Here is a 15,995-nt window from a genome sequence, read left to right as displayed (position 1 = left end):
CCCGCCCAAAACAAAACACCCCGCTTATGCGGGGTGTTTTGTTTTGGGGTTCTTATTACGGTGCGCGGAAGATCACGCCACACCGGAGGCGTTCGTAACGCTGCGGGTGGTCTTGCGTGGCCGGCCCGGATTATTGGCTGCCCGGCGCAACTCACCGGCAGCGCTTGGAAGGTGAACGTCCGGGTTGGGCATGCCACTTGGAGACAGTTCATGAGTCATCTCGAACTGAGCGCGCACCGACCAACCGCAGGCTTCGTTGACACATTGCAGGTAAGCGATCCGGAGAAAGACGTGACGCCCTTCACTGGTTCGGATCCGCATCTTGCCGCTGCAATGCGGGCATACCAGTTTGTAGCTACTCATAGGAGCCTCCCGCCGTCCTTCAGGGAAATATTCGAACCGCTGAGCACCTTGACGCAGCCCTGCTCACTCATACTTAGTGCCTCGCACAGCCCTCGCAAGACTATTCGGAAGTTGCAGTAAGCATGTGCCAATGCACCTATAAGTTTTTTCAACAAATTCATATTACTTACCATTCTATGCTGAGTGGAATCCTGCCAATCTAATGGGATGAGCTTGATCGCGGCGAAAAAATAGCCATCACCACGATACTCATATTGAGTAATACTTCCGCATCGCAACAACAGAGCCGGGCAACCCTGCCCTCTTAGCTTATTGCGCCAGAACACTCTATAATCTTGCATTGGAATTATCGTAGGCACATACCCAAATATATGTAGTCCTTTTCATCGCAGCCATATTTTGTGCCATCCACGCCGAGTGATATATCGCCAATATATTCATATTGCATACCTTTGCCTACAAATCTTATCACTACTCTTCCATGGTATTCACAATGAGTAAAACCTGCATTGCTGCGATATTGAGCCGACTGAAGCTAATTTCCGGTTGCACAACCGATATCGAGCTTGCCAGAGCGTTGGGCATCAGCCCGCAAACCCTGAGTAGTTGGAAAGTGCGTGGGCGCGTCCCTTATTCGCTGTGCGTCGCGCTGGCCGAACAACAGGGTTTGTCACTGGACTGGTTATTGTTGGGGGATGGCCCCCAGGCTCGGATATCCCCAGCCCCACAGGCGGACACCTCGATGCCGACCTGGGAGGCGGATCTGCTCGTGCAGTTGAGGGAGTTGTCCGACCTGGACCTGCAAACCATCCGTGCGACCGTTCAGGACAAGCTGCGCATCTATCAACTGGAGCGTCGCCTCGAAGAGCTTGCAAGCCGTCCCGGCAATCATTCCTAATGTCCTTTGCGCCAGCGCTGGATCATGTCCTGCAGGTCTGCATGATCCACCCAGTGCATGACCTTGATGCTGATGGGAATGACTACCAGGGCAGCGACAAATGCAGCGACACCACTGGGCAGGGAGGGCGCGAGCGACAGCACGAATGGCGTGAAGAGGTAGCCAACGCCACCTGCCAATGCCAAGGCGACCATGCGTTGCCAGACCTTCAACCGGTCGTCGTTGCTCAGAATGCCCCATTGCCTTAGCCGACGTCGTGAGCTGCTGACCAGCCAGGCGCCGAGCATCGCTCCGAACAGGGCATTGAAGTCCAGGCTGGTCGGTCCGCCGACCTCCTGGAAGTGCTCCAGGGTATGCAGGGTCGTCTCCAGCAGTTCATTCATGGGACACCTCGTTGCGTAATGGCGCGCCCAGCCCAACCTCGGTGACATGTCGGGCCAAGGCTCTGCGGGTACCCGCTTCCACCAGCCGTAGGTAGCAGGTCGAAAGCGCCCTGCCCTGGTCGTGCCGAGCCACGTCGATGAGCCGCCTATAGCCACGCTCGCGCAGGCACCGCCGCCATTGGGCGAACTCCTGGGCTGCCAGTTCAACCGACGCCCTGGCGGCCAATTCCAATTGCGTATCGCTGATTCCAGGAGGAAGGCGCAAGCGGTCACGCAATACATCCAGATCGATACGTGGCCAGAACAAGTCGTGGCATGCCAGATAACGCGCCCCCTGGAGTTGGGAGTCGACCTCGGTAGTTGCTGAAGCGTTACGGTTCATCGACGGCTTCCTTCTTACTGGTCTTTCAACAGGCCGTACCGCATGGCCTTGATCACCGCAGCGACCCGGGTATTTACAGCAAACTTGCGTAGGATATTGCTGATATGAAAATTAACAGTTGACTCTTTGCATCCTACGATCTGGCCAATTTCCCAAGATGTCTTGCCATAGGCGCACCAAAGCAGAACTTCTTTTTCCCTTGGGGTGAGATGGATGGACTGCTCGACGGTGGCGTCGGGCTTCAGTTGGCTTTGCAGGTTCATAGGACGCTCTCCATACGTTCATAATTTGCCCCTCAGGGGCTTCGCTGTTGCTGTCCTTGCACCTTACGAACTAATGAGCGGCACGCTCCAGCAGTGAGCGTTGTAAAAGCGCTCCCGACAAAAATGACTGGCATTTAATGCGCACACCTTTGGATTATTCGACGTGCTCTGGTGGATTTTTCGTTCGTCTGAGGAGGGTTGCCGCCTGTAAATTGCCTGGAGTTTTGCGATGCGTTCCGTTTTACCTGTCACTTGCGCTGCTGGCGTGTTGGCGATCTGTGCCAATAGCCCTGACCTGGCGGCTGCCCCCGTGGAGCTGGACCAGGTATTGATCCAGGAACAGCAAGACGAACAGGAGCTGGCCGCGCAACGTCTGCGGCAAACACCAGGCGCGACCAACCTGGTGGACATGCAACGGGTGGAGCAAGGACGGGTTGCCAGCAACCAGGACGTACTTGCCTATCAGCCAGGGGTCTTCGCCCAATCGGCTGGCAACGATGGCATCAAGCTGTCGATTCGTGGTTCGGGTATCAACCGCGCCCCTGGCGCCCACGGGTCAGGGGTCTATACGATGTTCGACGGCCTTCCGCTGACAGGCCCTGGCGGCACGCCCTATGAACTGTTCGAGCCGTTGTGGCTGAGCCGCGCCGAAGTGTTGCGCGGGGCCAACGGGTTCGACCAGGGCGCCCTGGCCCTGGGCGGCGCGATCAACTATGTGACCCATACCGGTCATGACGCCGCCCCTTTGCAGTTGCGTTACGAAGTGGGCAGCCGCGGCTACGCCCACCGGCACATCAGCTCTGGCCAGGTGCTGGCTGACCTGGACTACTACGTCGCCCTGACCGATGCCGAATACGACGGTTACCAGGCACACAGCAGCGGCAGTGCCAAGGGCATCGCCGCCAATATCGGTTATCGCTTCAACGCCAACCTGGAAACGCGCTTCTACCTGCGCTACCGGGAGACCGAGAACGAGTTGGCCGGGCGCTTGACCAAGCAGCAGATCAAGCATGACCCGCGTGCGGCTAACCCTGCCTACGTGGAGCGTGACGACAGCCGACCACAGCCGGGCAGTACTTGGTTGGCCAACAAGACCACATTTTACCTCGACGATGATTCACACTTTGAGGCAGGACTGGTCTACCACGACTACCCGATGGATCTGCGCGAAGGCCCAATGCGTCTGAAAGTCGCCTATACCGATGTCAGCGGGACACTCAACTACGTACGTCGTGAGACCCTGCTCGGCCATGAGAGCAAGACCACCGTCGGTTGGCGCACGACCAAGCACCTGCCTAACAGCGGCGCCTCGCAGTTTGAGCGCGATGGTGATGTCTTCGGACCTCGAAGCCGCGACTTCAGCTACCAAGGCTCGGATACCGTCTTTCATATTGGCAACGATCTCGAGCTCATTCCCGATCTATGGCTGACCACCGGCCTGGCGATGATCTACACCCGCCGTGAGAGCGATGTCACCTACCCTGCTGATGGCGGCAAGGTCAGCCAGCACGATTGGGACTACGCACCGCGCCTTGGCCTGCGCTACGACATCAATCCGCAATTGCAGGTCTATGGCAACCTGAGCCGATCGGTCGAGCCGCCACACCCATGGTCGCTCATCTGGAGTTCGACAGTCGCCACCCAGCCAATCGAGATGCAAAACCAGACTGCCACCACGCTGGAGCTGGGTGCGCGCGGCGATTCGGTCTTGGGCGATTGGGACCTGACCTGGTACTACTCGCGTGTGCGTCACGAACTACTGGCCGTGGAAATCGTGCAGGGCGCTCCAGCCAAAGAGTTCAACGCCAGCCCCACCATCCACCACGGCATCGAGGCCGGCCTGGACAGCACCCTGTGGGAGCAGGCCGGTATCGGCAGGCTCTCCCTGCGCCAGGCCTACACCTTCAGCGACTTCCACTACCGCGACGATGACCGGTTCGGCGACAACCGCCTGCCCGGCATTCCCATGCACTACTACCAGGCCGAGATGCGCTACGACTGGCCCAACGGGTTCTATGCCGGGCTCAACACCCAGATGGCTTCCCAGGTCCAGGTCGACTATGCCAACAGCTACCATGCCGACGCTTATGCCCTGCTCGGCGCACGCCTGGGCTGGAATTCGCTCAAGCAGGATTGGCAGACCTGGCTGGACCTGCGCAACCTGACCAACAAGCGCTACGCCGCCACGGTCACGCCCGGGTATGACGACCAAGGCCTGGATAACCCGCACTCCACGCCCGGTGAAGGGTTCGCCGTGTATGCGGGCGTGTCCTACAGCTTGCGCTGACGACTACGGAAGTTGTACCTGCATTCGACTGCCAGTGAAGATCGCCCAGCTGGACATGAACAGCGCGGCGATCAGCGGTCCGATGACGAATCCGTTGAGCCCAAACACCGCCAGGCCGCCGATGGTTGAAATCAGGATCAGGTAGTCGGGCATGCGCGTATCCTTGCCCACCAGGACCGGGCGCAGCAGGTTGTCCACCAGGCCAATCACCAGCACGCCGAAGGCGATCAGCACCAGGCCCGGTACGATCGCGCCAGTGGCAAGGAAATAGGCGGCCACCGGCGCCCAGACCATGGCGGCCCCCACCGCCGGCAGCAATGACAGAAAAGCCATCAGCACGCCCCAGACCAGCGCGCTGGGAATGCCCAGCACCCAGAAAATCAGCCCGCCCAGGGCGCCCTGGGTAGCGGCGACCAGCAGGTTGCCCTTGACCGTGGCCCGTACCACACGGCTGAACTTGAGCTGCAGGCGGCGCTTTTGCTGTTCGGGCAGTGGCACGGCCATACGCACCTTGCGCGCCAGCTCCGCCCCCTCGCGCAGGAAGAAGAACAATAGGTAGAGCATCACACCGAAGCTCACCAGGAAGTCGAAGGTTCCCTGGCCAAAGCTGAACGCCTGGCTGGCCAGGAACTGGCTGCCTTGCATCGCCCATTTGGTGATCTTCTCGCGCAGCCCTTCCAGGTCGCCCATGCCCACGCGCTCCAGGCCGCTCTGGGCGAATGACGGCAATAGCGTCTTGAGCCCTTCGATGTGGCCGGCGATGTCCAGCTCGCCTTTCTCGATGCGTTGGTAGATCGTTGCGCCTTCCTGCACCAGCAGGGCACTGATGATGATGACTGGCAGCACAGCAATCAGCAGGCACACCAGTAGGGTGACCGCTGCGGCCAGGTTGCGTCGGCGTCCCAGGCGCAGCACCAGGTCGCGTTGCAGCGGGGCGAACAGGATGGCGAGTATCACTGCCCAGAACACCGCGCCGTAGAATGGCAGCAGGATCCACACGAAAGCGATGGTCACCAGCGCCAGGAGCACGGCCAGGGCCTTGTTCTGCAATGCGATCTCGTTCATGGGCATTCCTCGTGGGCTCAACAATTTAGTGCCCCCGGCGCGCGCAAAAGTGCCGTTGATCCACGTCAATATCGCTTCGACGAACAGGCCGTAGCATCCGCGCCTTTTGCCCCTGGTGCGTCCATGATCCCACTCGCCAAGCCCGAATTGCTGGCCCCTGCCGGCACCCTCAAGACCATGCGCTATGCCTTCGCCTACGGCGCCGATGCGGTCTACGCCGGCCAGCCACGTTACAGCCTGCGGGTGCGCAACAACGAATTCGACCATGCCAACCTGGCCCTGGGCATCCAGGAGGCACATGCCCTGGGCAAGCGTTTCTACGTGGTGGTCAACATCGCCCCGCACAACGCCAAGCTCAAGACCTTCCTCAAGGACCTGGCACCGGTGATCGAGATGGCGCCGGATGCGCTGATCATGTCCGACCCAGGCCTGATCATGCTGGTGCGCCAGCATTTCCCGAACATGCCCATCCACCTTTCGGTGCAGGCCAATACGGTCAACTGGGCCAGCGTCGAGTTCTGGCGGCAGCAAGGTGTAGCCCGGGTGATCCTGTCACGCGAGCTGTCGCTGGAGGAGATCGAAGAGATCCGTCAGCAAGTACCCAACATGGAGCTGGAAGTGTTCGTCCACGGCGCCCTGTGCATGGCCTATTCCGGGCGCTGCCTGTTGTCGGGCTACCTCAACCGTCGCGACGCCAACCAGGGCACCTGCACCAACGCTTGCCGCTGGAAATACCAGGCAACACTTGCCACCGAGAACACCACAGGCGAGATCGTTCGCGAAGTCGAACCGACCCTAGGCCTGGGAACGCCCACCGACCAGGTATTCCTGCTCCAGGAGGGCAACCGCCCAGGCGAAGAAATGCCCGCCTTCGAGGACGAACATGGCACCTACATCATGAATGCCAAGGACCTGCGCGCGATCCAGCATGTGGAACGGCTCGCCCGGATGGGCGTGCACTCGTTGAAGATCGAGGGGCGGACCAAGTCGCACTTCTATTGCGCCCGTGCCGTGCAGTCCTACCGCCAGGCCATCGACGATGCGGTGGCCGGGCGCCCGTTCGATCTGGCCCTGATGGACAACCTGGAGTCCCTGGCGCAACGCGGCTACACCGAAGGCTTCTTGCGACGCCATGTGCACGATGAATACCAGAACTACCAGCGTGGTAATTCTGTGTCCGAGCGCCAGCAATTCGTTGGTGAACTGACCGGTGTTCGGGTGGATGGCCTGGCCGAGGTCACGGTCAAGAACCGCTTTGCCGTGGGTGATCACCTGGAGCTGATGACGCCTCGCGGCAACTACCACTTCGACCTGGATCGCTTGAGCGATCGCCAGCAACAGGCGATCCAGGTAGCTCCCGGGGATGGTCATGTGGTCTATCTGCCGATCCCGGAGCAGGTGCCGCTCGAGCATGGCTTGCTGATGCGTGATCTGGACCCAGGGCAAAACGCCACCTGACAACGCTGTAATCTTGCCTTCAGCTCAATGACAGCCTGCACAGGCGAGCATTGCAACAAGCGCGACCGGCACCGCTCGCGCTGCGCCTGGGGCCGGCTTGCGCTATGCTGCGGGCCATACCTGCCAGGCAGCCTGCACGCCTGCGTTTGAAGAGGAGTTTCACCATGCTGCGCAAACACCTGCTCCCCCTCGGCCTGCTGGCGATTTCCAGCCTGGCCCAGGCCGCCGAGACCATCGATGTCTACCGCGACCCCAACTGCGGCTGCTGCAAGGAGTGGATCAGCCACCTGCGCGACAATGGCTTCACCGTCAATGATCATGTCGAGCCGAACATGAGCGAAGTCAAGCAGCGCCTGGGTGTGGCACCGCGCCTGGCTTCATGCCACACCGGCGTGATCGATGGCAAGTTCGTCGAAGGCCATGTGCCGGCCGAGCAGGTTCGCCTGCTGGCAAAGCGCGATGACCTCAAGGGTATCGCTGTTCCCGGCATGCCTATGGGCTCGCCTGGCATGGAAATGGGCGACCACAAGGACCATTACCAGGTCATCGGTGTGACCCGCGAGGGCAAGGACGAAGTACTGGCCGACTATTGATGCTCAGCCTCTGGGCGCTGTTTCTCAGCGCCTTCGGCGCCGCCACGCTGCTGCCGTTGCAATCGGAAGCGGTGCTGGTGGGGCTGTTGCTGCGAGAGCCGGCCGCCTGGGCGACGTTGCTGCTGGTCGCCACTCTGGGCAACGTATTGGGTTCGATCGTCAACTGGCTGTTAGGGCGCGCCATCGAGCACCTGCGCGAACGTCGCTGGTTCCCCTTCAGCGCCACCCAGCTCGAACGCGCACAGCAACGCTACAGGCGCTGGGGGCAATGGTCGCTGCTGTTGAGCTGGATGCCGGTGATCGGCGACCCCCTCACCTTGATTGCCGGCATCATGCGCGAACCCTTCTGGCGTTTCCTGTTGCTGGTTACCCTGGCCAAGGGAGGGCGCTACCTGGTGTTGGCCATGATCACCCTGGGCTGGCTACACGGCCGGTGACATTTTTTACGCGTTTGGCTTTCTTCTGACTGCTAAAGTCGCCTATTCCTACATGGCCCAACACGGAGTGCCCCATGCTGCGCGCAACCGCCCTGGCCCTGGCCTGCTTCCTGGGCAGCCCGGCCTTCGCCGCCCCGGCGCCGACCTACGGCAAGCAACTCGAAGGTTTCACCTACCCGCACCCTCTCAAGCACTACGACTTCCAGTCCCAAGGCCAAGCGCTGCAAATGGGCTACATGGACGTGCCTCCCAAAGGTAAGGCCAATGGCCGCAGTGTGGTGCTGATGCACGGCAAAAACTTCTGCGCCGCCACCTGGGAAACCAGCCTGGACGCCTTGAGCCAGGCAGGCTACCGAGTCATCGCTCCGGACCAGGTCGGTTTTTGCTCCTCCAGCAAGCCGGCGCACTACCAGTACAGCTTCCAGCAGCTGGCGCACAACACCCATGAGCTGCTCGAACACCTGGGTGTGAAACAGGCGATTATTCTCGGGCATTCCACCGGCGGCATGCTCGCCACCCGCTATGCCTTGATGTACCCCGCGCAGGTCGAGCGCCTGGCCATGGTCAACCCCATCGGTCTTGAAGACTGGAAGGCCCTGGGTGTGCCCTATCGCAGTGTGGACCAGTGGTACCAACGCGAGCTCAAGCTCGATGCCGACGGGGTGCGCAACTATGAGCGCAACACCTATTACGCCGGGCGCTGGAAGCCGGAATACGAACGCTGGGTACAGATGCTGGTGGGCCTGAACCAAGGCCCGGGACATGAGGCGGTGGCGTGGAACTCGGCATTGATCTACGACATGATCTTCACCCAGCCGGTGTACTACGAATTCAAGGACCTGCAGATGCCGACCCTGTTGCTGATCGGCGATCAGGACACCACCGCCATTGGCAGCGATATCGCCTCGCCCGAGGTGAAGGCACGGCTGGGCAAGTACAAGGAACTGGGGCCAAAGGTGGCCGGGCTAATACCACAAGGTGAACTGGTCACCTTCGAAGGGCTGGGGCATGCGCCGCAGATCGAAGAGCCGGCGCGCTTCCACAAGACCTTGGTCGATTGGCTGGAGCGCTAGGCTCCCACACGCTATTGCGCGAGCCTGGCGCGCCCCGCGATCAAGGGCGCAGCCCTCGCTATCCATTCGATGGTAGGACCAGCCCGGTCGCGGGGGCCTGCCGTCGGAGAAGAACCTGCGCCTACCGCCTCATGCGCCAGTGCTCTGCACCGTCAGGTCCTTCCCCAGATCAGCGCCTCGCTCCAACCAAGCTCGGCAAAGTCATCGGCTCGCAGGTTCGCCTCCTCCTCGCAGAAGAACTCATCCAACTGCGGTGGATGCACGGAGGTATCGCTGAGCATCGCATGCACCTGGCCCCGGTGATGGATCTGGTGCTCGAACAGGTGGGCCAGCAGGCGCAGGCGCGGCTCGCGTTGCAGGCGATCGGGGCGCACGATGCTCACATAGCGTTGCAGTTGGTCGTCCTGCAGCGACCGGCAATAGGCAATGAGTCGATGATCGGCCTGGGCCTGCTCGGCCAGCAGATCGGTGCAGGTGGCGAATGGTTGCTCGGGTTCGAAGAAGCGCTCACCGTCGGGGCCTGGCGCTTCGCCACGCTGCTCGCATTCCAGCGCATGCAGATAGAACCAATCCACCGTCAGCAGGTGATTGAGGGTGGCCTTGATCGAGGGGAAGAAGCTGCATCGGGGGGCGACGAACTCGTCGTGGGTCAGTTGCAGGCACGCCTTGTACAGGCGATGGTTGGCCCAGCCATTGTTGTAGGCCTGGGTCAGCAGATGATGCGACAGCGGCTCCATGGTCGGCTCCTTCAGACGAAGCGTTGCAGCTGCATCTCCCGTAGCCGGCTCAGGGTTCGCTGGAACGGGAACGCCAGATACCCTTGAGTGTAGAGTGCTTCGAGCGGTACTTCGGCTTCCAGGTAAAGGGCGACCCGACGGTCGTAGCATTCGTCGACCAAGGCGATGAAGCGCCGCACACCGTCATCCTTGGGTGCCAGGGTCGGCAGCTCACGGTCCCCGGCAACCACACGCTCAGCCCCATCCTCGGTACCGCGGGCGATGCGACCGGCCTGCGGTTGCCCACCGAGCGCCGGGATACCTTCCACCAGGATCGCCGGAAACAGGTCGCACAAGGCCATGAACTCCAGGGCTGCCAGGGGTTGCTCGCACAGGTCGTTGAAGCGACACCACACAACCGCGTCGCTGCGCCGTATCACATTGACCTGACGGGCACCTATCGACAGAGGCGCATCGGTGCCGGCGTCGCCGTGGCTCAGCTGATGAAACACTGCCGGCAGAGCACTGGGTCGCCCAGGTTCGGTTACCCAGTAGCGTTGGTGCGAGGCACCGGGGTGCAGGCGATGGTCCTGTTCACCGGCCACAGGCAAAACCCGCATATGCCGCTTGATGGCAGCGATGGCCGGCAGGAAACGCTCGCGGTTGAATCCGTCGCGGTAGAGTTGCTCCGGAGGCTGGTTGGAGGTCGCCACGACCACCACGCCTTGGTCGAACAGTGTCTGAAACAGACGGCCGAGGATGATCGCGTCGCCAATATCGCTGACGAACAGTTCATCGAAGCACAATACGCGAATCTCTTGCGCCAGCGCCCGCGCCAGGGCCTGCAATGGGTCGGCAGTACCATTGAGCTGGAACAACCGTTGATGCACCCAGGCCATGAAGTGGTGGAAATGCTGGCGGCGCGCCGGCACTTGCAGCGCTCGATGGAACTGATCCATCAGCCAGGTCTTGCCACGCCCGACCGGGCCCCAGAGGTAGATACCCTGGGTGGGCGTGCCCTGGCGCAGTGCCTCGAAACAGGCCTGAAGCTCGTCTACTGCCAGGGCCTGGGCTACATCGGGGACAAATCCGTGTTCGTCGAGAGCCTGGCGGTAGAGGGTTTTCGGGTCGAGTGACATGCCGGAGCCTTGGGCAAAAGCGCCATGGTAACCGGCGAAGCGACCGAGTGGGCAGCCGATTCGTAACGGCTGGGGCCTCGACCTGTCAGTTTTCGCTCAGGCCGACCTTGAGCAGTGCGCCGTCCTCGGCATCGGTCAATAGGTACAAGTAGCCATCCGGCCCTACCCGCACGTCACGGATCCGCGCCTCCAGTTCCCCGAGCAGACGCTCTTGGTGTACGACCTTGTCGCCCTCGAGCTGTAAGCGGATCAGTTCGCGGGACACCAGCGCGCCGATGAACAGGTTATGGTCCCAGGCCTTGAAGGTCGGGCTGTCGTAGAAGGCCATGCCGCTTATGCCCGGTGATTTTTCCCATACATGGTGCGGGGGCTGGGTACCCTCCACATGCTTGCCCTTGGCCTCCGGAATCGGCAGCAACGAATAGTTGATTCCGTGGGTGGCCATCGGCCAGCCATAGTTCTTGCCCGGTCGCGGGATGTTGATTTCGTCGCCCCCTCGGGGGCCGTGCTCATGGGTCCATAACTGGCCGGTCCAGGGGTTGAGGGCGGCGCCCTGCTGGTTACGGTGGCCGTAGGACCAGATTTCCGGCCGTACATTGGCCTGGCCGACGAACGGGTTGTCCTTGGGCACTTCGCCATCCGGCAGGATCCGAACGACCTTGCCCTGCAGCTTGTCCAGGTCTTGGGCGGTAGGGCGCTGGTTGTTTTCCCCCAAGGCGACGAACAGGTGACCATCATGGTCGAACACCAGCCGCGAACCGAAATGGATACCATCGGACAGTTTGGGCTGCTGGCGGAAGATCACGGTGAAATTCTCCAGGCGGGACAGGTCCTGAGACAGTTGGCCGCGGCCGACCGCAGTACCGCCCTTGCCATCGGCACCTCGCTCGGCAAACGACAGGTACACCGTACGGTCCTTGGCAAAATCCGGTGACAGTGCCACATCCAGCAGCCCGCCCTGCCCTTCGGCCCAGACCTTGGGCACGCCGCTCATGGCCGGGCCGACCTTGCCGTCTGCGCTGACCACGCGCAGGTTGCCAGGCCGTTCGGTGACGAGCATGCCCTTGCCTTCGGGCAGGAAGGCCAAGGCCCAAGGATGGCGCAGACCGTCGGCTACCGTGCTGACCGTCAGCTGGCCTTCCTCGCTGGGCAATTGGCGTTCGGAGGCGGCCTGTGCCAGCGGCATCAGGGCTGCAACGGCCAGGGTGAACAACCAGGTACGTGGCTTCATGTTTGGTTCCTTCCAGGTGGCGGCTCAGGGCAGACGTTGGCTATCCCGTGGTGGCCGGGTGGGTTCCAGATTGGGCGCACGCTGTTCGCGTCGCAGGTTGTCGCCGTTACCGACACCGCGGTTATCCAAGGTTGGCGGTCGCGGGTTGGGTTGCGTCGAAGGCCCCCGGATCGGCGGCGCCGCAGGCATGCTGCCTTGGCGGCTGTTGGGGTTGGCGCGTTGGATCGGGCTGTTGTAGGGGTTGTTTCTGTCGCTGGCAATGGACAGCGGTTGCGCCAGGGGGGCAGTCGGCAATGGCAGGCTCAGCAACAGGCCGATGGCCAGGGTTGGCAGTGTCGAATTCATGCTTCACCTCCTTTGCGAAAGGCGCGCTCAAACGTTGGATAGCCTAAGGCGCGACAGGTTCGCGTCGAAAGAGCGAATGCCGGTAGAGATGATTCCTGATATTTCAGTATGGCCCGAAGGGCCCGCTGCGCAGTGCCCAATGATCGAGGGTTCGTGCGCCAGTGCTTTCAACGTTCGCGTGCTTTTGCCACACTGCGGTCTGGAACTGGACACAAGGCATATGCCATGAACTTGCGACCAAGCCGTTTCTGGCTGACTGTCCTGCTTGCCTGTACGCTCAACGCCTGCGCGCTGTTCCAGCCGCGGGACCCGTTGAACATCAGCGTGGTCGGCATCGAGCCACTTCCGTCGCAGGCGTTGGAAATGCGCATGGCGGTGAAGATCCGCGTGCAGAACCCCAACGAGACGCCCGTCGATTTCAACGGCATTGCGCTTAACCTCGAAGTCAACGACCAGCCCCTGGCGGCTGGCGTCAGTGACCAGAAAGGGCATATCGGGCGTTATGACGAAGCGGTCCTGGTGGTGCCGGTGAGCATCACTGCCTTTGCTGTATTGCGCCAAGCCTATGGCTTGAGCCGACTGGATTCACTGCAGGGCCTGCCGTACGTACTGCGTGGCAAGATGGCCGGCGGCCCCTTGGGCACCGTGCGCTTTACCGACGAGGGCACACTCGACCTGCCCGAGGGCAGCCTGGTCCGTTGATGGATCAGCGATTACTGCTGGCGGCAGCCATCATCTTGTTGACTTCGCTGCGCACCAGGCCGACGAATTCCGGAGGCGACATGCCATCGAGCTCGGCGCGGACCCACTCGGCCCATTTGCTCTTGCGCCGGGGCTTTTCACCGATCAGCCGCGCAGCTTCGCCCTTGGCCTTGCCGAGGTTGTTCTGCCAATACTCGAACAGCCGGGCCTTTTCCGCCTCGATCTGCGCCCGTTCCTCGAAGCTTCTGTTGGCCAGATTGAAACTCATGGTATTACCTGCCGCTTGAAAATGGCCGCTATCTTACACTGTAGCGGCGAGCGACCGGTACGCCGACGCAACTTTCCACGGGCAGCGGTATCCATTGCCCTGACAATCAGCGAATGAGGACGTGTTCATGGCCAGGAAAAGCGCCCCGCAAACAGACAGCGAACAGATCAAGGACCAGGTATTCAGTGAATTGCAGGCTTTGATCGAAGAGTCGGAGCGGCTGCTGAACGACAGCGCTGCGCTGGTAGGCGATGAAGCCGATACCTTACGTGCCCAGGTCAACCTGAAGCTGCGACAGGCGAATCGGGCCGTGGCCAGGTTGCGGGGCAAGGCACAACCTGCGGTAGCAGCCGCCGAAGACTATATAGGTGGTCACCCATGGCAAACGGTAGCGATTAGCGCAGGCCTGGGCTTGGTCGTCGGGCTGCTGCTGGGGCGGCGTCGTTGATCGCGTTGGCGCGCTATGCACTCAGGCTGCACGGGCCATGGGCACGCCGCTGTGGAAACGCAGCTCCTGGTCGGCAGAGAGGATCAAGTGCGCTTCCGCCTCGCGCACCTGCTCCACGACATGCGCAATATCCGCTTCGTCACCATATTGGTGGGCCAGCTTCAGGTAGCCTTGGTAATGGCGCGCCTCGCTTTTGAGCAGACCATGGTAGAACGCCCCCAGTTCTTCGTCCAAGTGCGGCACCAGGGCCGCGAAACGTTCGCAGCTACGGGCCTCGATGAAAGCACCGACCACTAGGGTATCGACCAGCTTGACCGGCTCGTGTGCCCGTACCAAGCGCCGCAAGCCAGAGGCATAGCGCCCCGCCGAAACCGGCCGCAGCGGTACACCGCGGCGCTTCATCAGGCGCAGCACCTGCTCATGATGGACCAGCTCCTCGCGGGCCAGGCGCGACATCATGTTGATCAGGTCAATGTGCGTGTTGTACTTGGCGATCAGGCTCAATGCGGTGCTGGCAGCCTTGAATTCGCAGTTCTTGTGGTCGATCAACAGGGTTTCCTGGTCGGCCAGCGCCGCTTCGATCCAGGCGTCGGGAGTTGGGCAGCCAAGGAAGGCGTCGATTTCAGGAATCAGGGACATAAGCTCATAAACTACAGGCCAACGGCAGGATCGGCGATTATACCGGGGGTAGCGGCAATCGCCAGCGACTATGCTTGATACACATCAAGCGGCACTGCGCGCAACGCCAACTATAGTCAGGCACTGGCCGTTACTTACCAAGGGAGCTCACGCCCATGCAAGCCGTCCGCAGTATTCTCGTCGTCCTTGACCCCGAGCATGCCCACAGTCGCGCCCTGACCCGCGCCAAGCTCATTTCCGGCGTAACAGGCGCACGCCTGCACCTGTTGATGTGCGACAAGCGACAAGACCATAGCGCCTTGCTCAGCCTGCTCAGTAGCCAACTGCACGATGATGGGTACGATAACGTTACCCATGAGCAGGCCTGGCATGACAGCTTGCATGAGTCCATCATCGACGTGCAGCAGGCCGAGGGCTGCGAACTGGTGATCAAGGAGCATCGCCCGGACAACCCCTTGCGCAAGGCATTGCTCACGCCCAACGACTGGAAGCTGCTGCGTCAGTGCCCCTGCGCGGTACTGATGGTCAAGAGCGAGCGCCCATGGACAGGCGGTGCGATCCTCGCGGCCGTGGATGTCGGCAACACTGATGAAGACCATCGACGCCTGCATGCCAGCATCGTTGATCACGGCTACGCCATTGCGGGGCTGGCCAAGGGCCAATTGCATGTGATCAGCGCCCACCCCTCCCCCATGCTCGCAGCGTCCGACCCGGCCTACCAGCTTTCGGAAACCATCGAGCAGCGCTATCGGGAGGCATGTAAGGCTTTTCAGGCGGAATTCGATATTCCCGACGATCATCTGCATATCGCCGAAGGGCCGGCAGATGTATTGATTCCTTATACAGAGAAGCAGCTTGATGCCGTGGTGACTGTTATAGGTACCGTCGCCCGCACTGGTATTTCAGGCGCCTTGATTGGCAATACTTCAGAGGTGGTGCTCGACTCGCTCGAAGGGGATGTGCTGGTGCTCAAGAGTGAAGAAGCTACGGCACACCTGGCGGAGCTGGCACGCGGTTGAGATCAATCGAGGATGCAGGTTTGCGGGCGCGCAGCGGCCGTAGACCCCGGGCGCGGTTATCAGACCCGGAAAGACAAAACCCCTACCTGCTCGCGCAGATAGGGGTTTTGCGAAATGAATCTTGACGATGACCTACTCTCACATGGGGAAGCCCCACACTACCATCGGCGATGCATCGTTTCACTGCTGAGTTCGGGATGGGATCAGGTGGTTCCAATGCTCTATGGTCGTCAAGAAATTCTGTTGCCAGAACGTCCAGATGGACATGCCAGCCAATTCGGATATG

20 protein-coding genes and 1 rRNA gene are annotated in these 15,995 nt (G+C 61.1%); 9 read left to right on the top strand and 12 right to left on the bottom strand.

The window, feature by feature from the left end; all coding sequences use genetic code 11:
* Nucleotides 1–72: 72 nt before the first annotated feature.
* A complete protein-coding gene (locus ACNFG0_RS00105) occupies nucleotides 73–363 on the bottom strand; it encodes an ogr/Delta-like zinc finger family protein (protein WP_196143332.1) in 291 nt (96 codons plus the stop codon).
* 493 nt (nucleotides 364–856) lie between these two features.
* Between ACNFG0_RS00105 and ACNFG0_RS00100 the strand changes: the two genes are divergently transcribed.
* Nucleotides 857–1,261: a helix-turn-helix domain-containing protein gene (locus tag ACNFG0_RS00100; RefSeq protein ID WP_416763720.1), complete on the top strand. Its 405-nt coding sequence runs from the start codon at nucleotides 857–859 to the stop codon at nucleotides 1,259–1,261.
* On the opposite strand, the gene ACNFG0_RS00095 is transcribed toward ACNFG0_RS00100, so the two are convergent.
* The 3 genes from ACNFG0_RS00095 to ACNFG0_RS00085 are packed head-to-tail and all read right to left on the bottom strand — an operon-like array spanning nucleotide 1,258 to nucleotide 2,289.
* A complete protein-coding gene (locus ACNFG0_RS00095) occupies nucleotides 1,258–1,644 on the bottom strand; it encodes a hypothetical protein (protein WP_416763719.1) in 387 nt (128 codons plus the stop codon). The two genes, ACNFG0_RS00100 and ACNFG0_RS00095, sit on opposite strands and share 4 nt — an antisense overlap.
* The gene (locus tag ACNFG0_RS00090; protein ID WP_196143334.1) at nucleotides 1,637–2,026 is read right to left on the bottom strand and encodes a head completion/stabilization protein; all 390 of its coding nucleotides are present in this window, start codon (nucleotides 2,024–2,026) and stop codon (nucleotides 1,637–1,639) included. The genes ACNFG0_RS00095 and ACNFG0_RS00090 overlap by 8 nt, the downstream gene beginning before the upstream one ends.
* Nucleotides 2,027–2,040: 14 nt before the next feature.
* Nucleotides 2,041–2,289: a helix-turn-helix domain-containing protein gene (locus tag ACNFG0_RS00085; protein ID WP_416763718.1), complete on the bottom strand. Its 249-nt coding sequence runs from the start codon at nucleotides 2,287–2,289 to the stop codon at nucleotides 2,041–2,043.
* 229 nt (nucleotides 2,290–2,518) lie between these two features.
* On the opposite strand from ACNFG0_RS00085, the gene ACNFG0_RS00080 reads away from it, so the two are divergent.
* On the top strand, nucleotides 2,519–4,576 hold the full coding sequence (locus tag ACNFG0_RS00080; RefSeq protein WP_416763717.1) for a TonB-dependent receptor family protein: 2,058 nt from the start codon (nucleotides 2,519–2,521) through the stop codon (nucleotides 4,574–4,576).
* 3 nt (nucleotides 4,577–4,579) lie between these two features.
* Here ACNFG0_RS00080 and ACNFG0_RS00075 read toward each other — a convergent pair whose 3' ends face one another.
* Entirely contained in the window at nucleotides 4,580–5,641 is a 1,062-nt protein-coding gene (locus tag ACNFG0_RS00075) for an AI-2E family transporter (protein WP_416763716.1), read from the bottom strand.
* Between the two features lie 123 nt (nucleotides 5,642–5,764).
* Between ACNFG0_RS00075 and yegQ the strand changes: the two genes are divergently transcribed.
* The 4 genes from yegQ to ACNFG0_RS00055 all read left to right on the top strand — a co-directional run bounded on the left by yegQ (nucleotide 5,765) and on the right by ACNFG0_RS00055 (nucleotide 9,202).
* Nucleotides 5,765–7,099, top strand: a complete 1,335-nt coding sequence (yegQ, locus tag ACNFG0_RS00070) for a tRNA 5-hydroxyuridine modification protein YegQ (RefSeq protein WP_416763715.1) — start codon at nucleotides 5,765–5,767, stop codon at nucleotides 7,097–7,099.
* Nucleotides 7,100–7,263: 164 nt separating this feature from the next.
* A complete protein-coding gene (locus ACNFG0_RS00065; protein WP_196166999.1) occupies nucleotides 7,264–7,692 on the top strand; it encodes a DUF411 domain-containing protein in 429 nt (142 codons plus the stop codon).
* A complete protein-coding gene (locus tag ACNFG0_RS00060) occupies nucleotides 7,692–8,129 on the top strand; it encodes a YqaA family protein (protein ID WP_196143340.1) in 438 nt (145 codons plus the stop codon). Before ACNFG0_RS00065 ends, ACNFG0_RS00060 begins: the two co-directional genes overlap by 1 nt.
* A 74-nt stretch (nucleotides 8,130–8,203) precedes the next feature.
* Entirely contained in the window at nucleotides 8,204–9,202 is a 999-nt protein-coding gene (locus ACNFG0_RS00055) for an alpha/beta fold hydrolase (RefSeq protein WP_196155944.1), read from the top strand.
* 152 nt (nucleotides 9,203–9,354) lie between these two features.
* Here ACNFG0_RS00055 and ACNFG0_RS00050 read toward each other — a convergent pair whose 3' ends face one another.
* From ACNFG0_RS00050 to ACNFG0_RS00035, 4 genes are all read right to left on the bottom strand, one after another.
* Nucleotides 9,355–9,939, bottom strand: coding sequence for a DinB family protein (locus tag ACNFG0_RS00050; RefSeq protein WP_196143342.1), 585 nt, complete (start codon nucleotides 9,937–9,939; stop codon nucleotides 9,355–9,357).
* Between the two features lie 11 nt (nucleotides 9,940–9,950).
* A complete protein-coding gene (gene zapE, locus ACNFG0_RS00045) occupies nucleotides 9,951–11,057 on the bottom strand; it encodes a cell division protein ZapE (protein WP_196143343.1) in 1,107 nt (368 codons plus the stop codon).
* 85 nt (nucleotides 11,058–11,142) lie between these two features.
* On the bottom strand, nucleotides 11,143–12,288 hold the full coding sequence (locus ACNFG0_RS00040) for a PQQ-dependent sugar dehydrogenase (protein ID WP_416763714.1): 1,146 nt from the start codon (nucleotides 12,286–12,288) through the stop codon (nucleotides 11,143–11,145).
* 24 nt (nucleotides 12,289–12,312) lie between these two features.
* Nucleotides 12,313–12,633, bottom strand: a complete 321-nt coding sequence (locus ACNFG0_RS00035; protein ID WP_416763713.1) for a hypothetical protein — start codon at nucleotides 12,631–12,633, stop codon at nucleotides 12,313–12,315.
* Between the two features lie 225 nt (nucleotides 12,634–12,858).
* Here ACNFG0_RS00035 and ACNFG0_RS00030 point away from each other — a divergent pair, with 225 nt between their 5' ends.
* Complete coding sequence (locus ACNFG0_RS00030) at nucleotides 12,859–13,335, top strand: LEA type 2 family protein (RefSeq protein ID WP_416763712.1); 477 nt, start codon at nucleotides 12,859–12,861, stop codon at nucleotides 13,333–13,335.
* A gap of 4 nt (nucleotides 13,336–13,339) precedes the next feature.
* Here ACNFG0_RS00030 and ACNFG0_RS00025 read toward each other — a convergent pair whose 3' ends face one another.
* Nucleotides 13,340–13,603 carry a hypothetical protein gene (locus tag ACNFG0_RS00025; protein ID WP_196143347.1) on the bottom strand — a complete coding sequence of 88 codons (264 nt, stop codon included), beginning with the start codon at nucleotides 13,601–13,603 and terminating at the stop codon, nucleotides 13,340–13,342.
* Nucleotides 13,604–13,730: 127 nt separating this feature from the next.
* Between ACNFG0_RS00025 and ACNFG0_RS00020 the strand changes: the two genes are divergently transcribed.
* Nucleotides 13,731–14,051 (top strand): DUF883 family protein, encoded by a 321-nt coding sequence (locus ACNFG0_RS00020; protein ID WP_416763711.1) that lies wholly within the window; start codon nucleotides 13,731–13,733, stop codon nucleotides 14,049–14,051.
* Between the two features lie 21 nt (nucleotides 14,052–14,072).
* Here the strand turns inward: ACNFG0_RS00020 and ACNFG0_RS00015 are convergent, their stop codons facing one another.
* The gene (locus ACNFG0_RS00015) at nucleotides 14,073–14,690 is read right to left on the bottom strand and encodes a tRNA-(ms[2]io[6]A)-hydroxylase (protein ID WP_196155937.1); all 618 of its coding nucleotides are present in this window, start codon (nucleotides 14,688–14,690) and stop codon (nucleotides 14,073–14,075) included.
* 155 nt (nucleotides 14,691–14,845) lie between these two features.
* Between ACNFG0_RS00015 and ACNFG0_RS00010 the strand changes: the two genes are divergently transcribed.
* A complete protein-coding gene (locus ACNFG0_RS00010; RefSeq protein ID WP_196155936.1) occupies nucleotides 14,846–15,709 on the top strand; it encodes a universal stress protein in 864 nt (287 codons plus the stop codon).
* A gap of 119 nt (nucleotides 15,710–15,828) precedes the next feature.
* On the opposite strand, the gene rrf is transcribed toward ACNFG0_RS00010, so the two are convergent.
* Nucleotides 15,829–15,944, bottom strand: a 5S ribosomal RNA gene (gene rrf / locus ACNFG0_RS00005).
* Nucleotides 15,945–15,995: the final 51 nt, after the last annotated feature.

Origin of the sequence: Pseudomonas sp. NY15372 (genome assembly GCF_048068215.1) — a bacterium.
In the GTDB taxonomy this organism is placed as follows: Bacteria; Pseudomonadota; Gammaproteobacteria; order Pseudomonadales; family Pseudomonadaceae; genus Aquipseudomonas; species Aquipseudomonas guariconensis_A.
Note: the sequence above shows the minus strand (reverse complement) of the source record. Positions and strands in the feature narration are given on the sequence as shown.

Bases quoted from the DNA above. Each gene is read 5' to 3' on its own strand.
- ACNFG0_RS00105 (WP_196143332.1), bottom strand. From the start codon at position 363: ATGAGTAGCTACAAACTGGTATGCCCGCATTGCAGCGGCAAGATGCGG.
- ACNFG0_RS00100 (WP_416763720.1), top strand. From the start codon at position 857: ATGAGTAAAACCTGCATTGCTGCGATATTGAGCCGACTGAAGCTAATT.
- ACNFG0_RS00095 (WP_416763719.1), bottom strand. From the start codon at position 1,644: ATGAATGAACTGCTGGAGACGACCCTGCATACCCTGGAGCACTTCCAG.
- ACNFG0_RS00090 (WP_196143334.1), bottom strand. From the start codon at position 2,026: ATGAACCGTAACGCTTCAGCAACTACCGAGGTCGACTCCCAACTCCAG.
- ACNFG0_RS00085 (WP_416763718.1), bottom strand. From the start codon at position 2,289: ATGAACCTGCAAAGCCAACTGAAGCCCGACGCCACCGTCGAGCAGTCC.
- ACNFG0_RS00080 (WP_416763717.1), top strand. From the start codon at position 2,519: ATGCGTTCCGTTTTACCTGTCACTTGCGCTGCTGGCGTGTTGGCGATC.
- ACNFG0_RS00075 (WP_416763716.1), bottom strand. From the start codon at position 5,641: ATGAACGAGATCGCATTGCAGAACAAGGCCCTGGCCGTGCTCCTGGCG.
- yegQ (WP_416763715.1), top strand. From the start codon at position 5,765: ATGATCCCACTCGCCAAGCCCGAATTGCTGGCCCCTGCCGGCACCCTC.
- ACNFG0_RS00065 (WP_196166999.1), top strand. From the start codon at position 7,264: ATGCTGCGCAAACACCTGCTCCCCCTCGGCCTGCTGGCGATTTCCAGC.
- ACNFG0_RS00060 (WP_196143340.1), top strand. From the start codon at position 7,692: ATGCTCAGCCTCTGGGCGCTGTTTCTCAGCGCCTTCGGCGCCGCCACG.
- ACNFG0_RS00055 (WP_196155944.1), top strand. From the start codon at position 8,204: ATGCTGCGCGCAACCGCCCTGGCCCTGGCCTGCTTCCTGGGCAGCCCG.
- ACNFG0_RS00050 (WP_196143342.1), bottom strand. From the start codon at position 9,939: ATGGAGCCGCTGTCGCATCATCTGCTGACCCAGGCCTACAACAATGGC.
- zapE (WP_196143343.1), bottom strand. From the start codon at position 11,057: ATGTCACTCGACCCGAAAACCCTCTACCGCCAGGCTCTCGACGAACAC.
- ACNFG0_RS00040 (WP_416763714.1), bottom strand. From the start codon at position 12,288: ATGAAGCCACGTACCTGGTTGTTCACCCTGGCCGTTGCAGCCCTGATG.
- ACNFG0_RS00035 (WP_416763713.1), bottom strand. From the start codon at position 12,633: ATGAATTCGACACTGCCAACCCTGGCCATCGGCCTGTTGCTGAGCCTG.
- ACNFG0_RS00030 (WP_416763712.1), top strand. From the start codon at position 12,859: ATGAACTTGCGACCAAGCCGTTTCTGGCTGACTGTCCTGCTTGCCTGT.
- ACNFG0_RS00025 (WP_196143347.1), bottom strand. From the start codon at position 13,603: ATGAGTTTCAATCTGGCCAACAGAAGCTTCGAGGAACGGGCGCAGATC.
- ACNFG0_RS00020 (WP_416763711.1), top strand. From the start codon at position 13,731: ATGGCCAGGAAAAGCGCCCCGCAAACAGACAGCGAACAGATCAAGGAC.
- ACNFG0_RS00015 (WP_196155937.1), bottom strand. From the start codon at position 14,690: ATGTCCCTGATTCCTGAAATCGACGCCTTCCTTGGCTGCCCAACTCCC.
- ACNFG0_RS00010 (WP_196155936.1), top strand. From the start codon at position 14,846: ATGCAAGCCGTCCGCAGTATTCTCGTCGTCCTTGACCCCGAGCATGCC.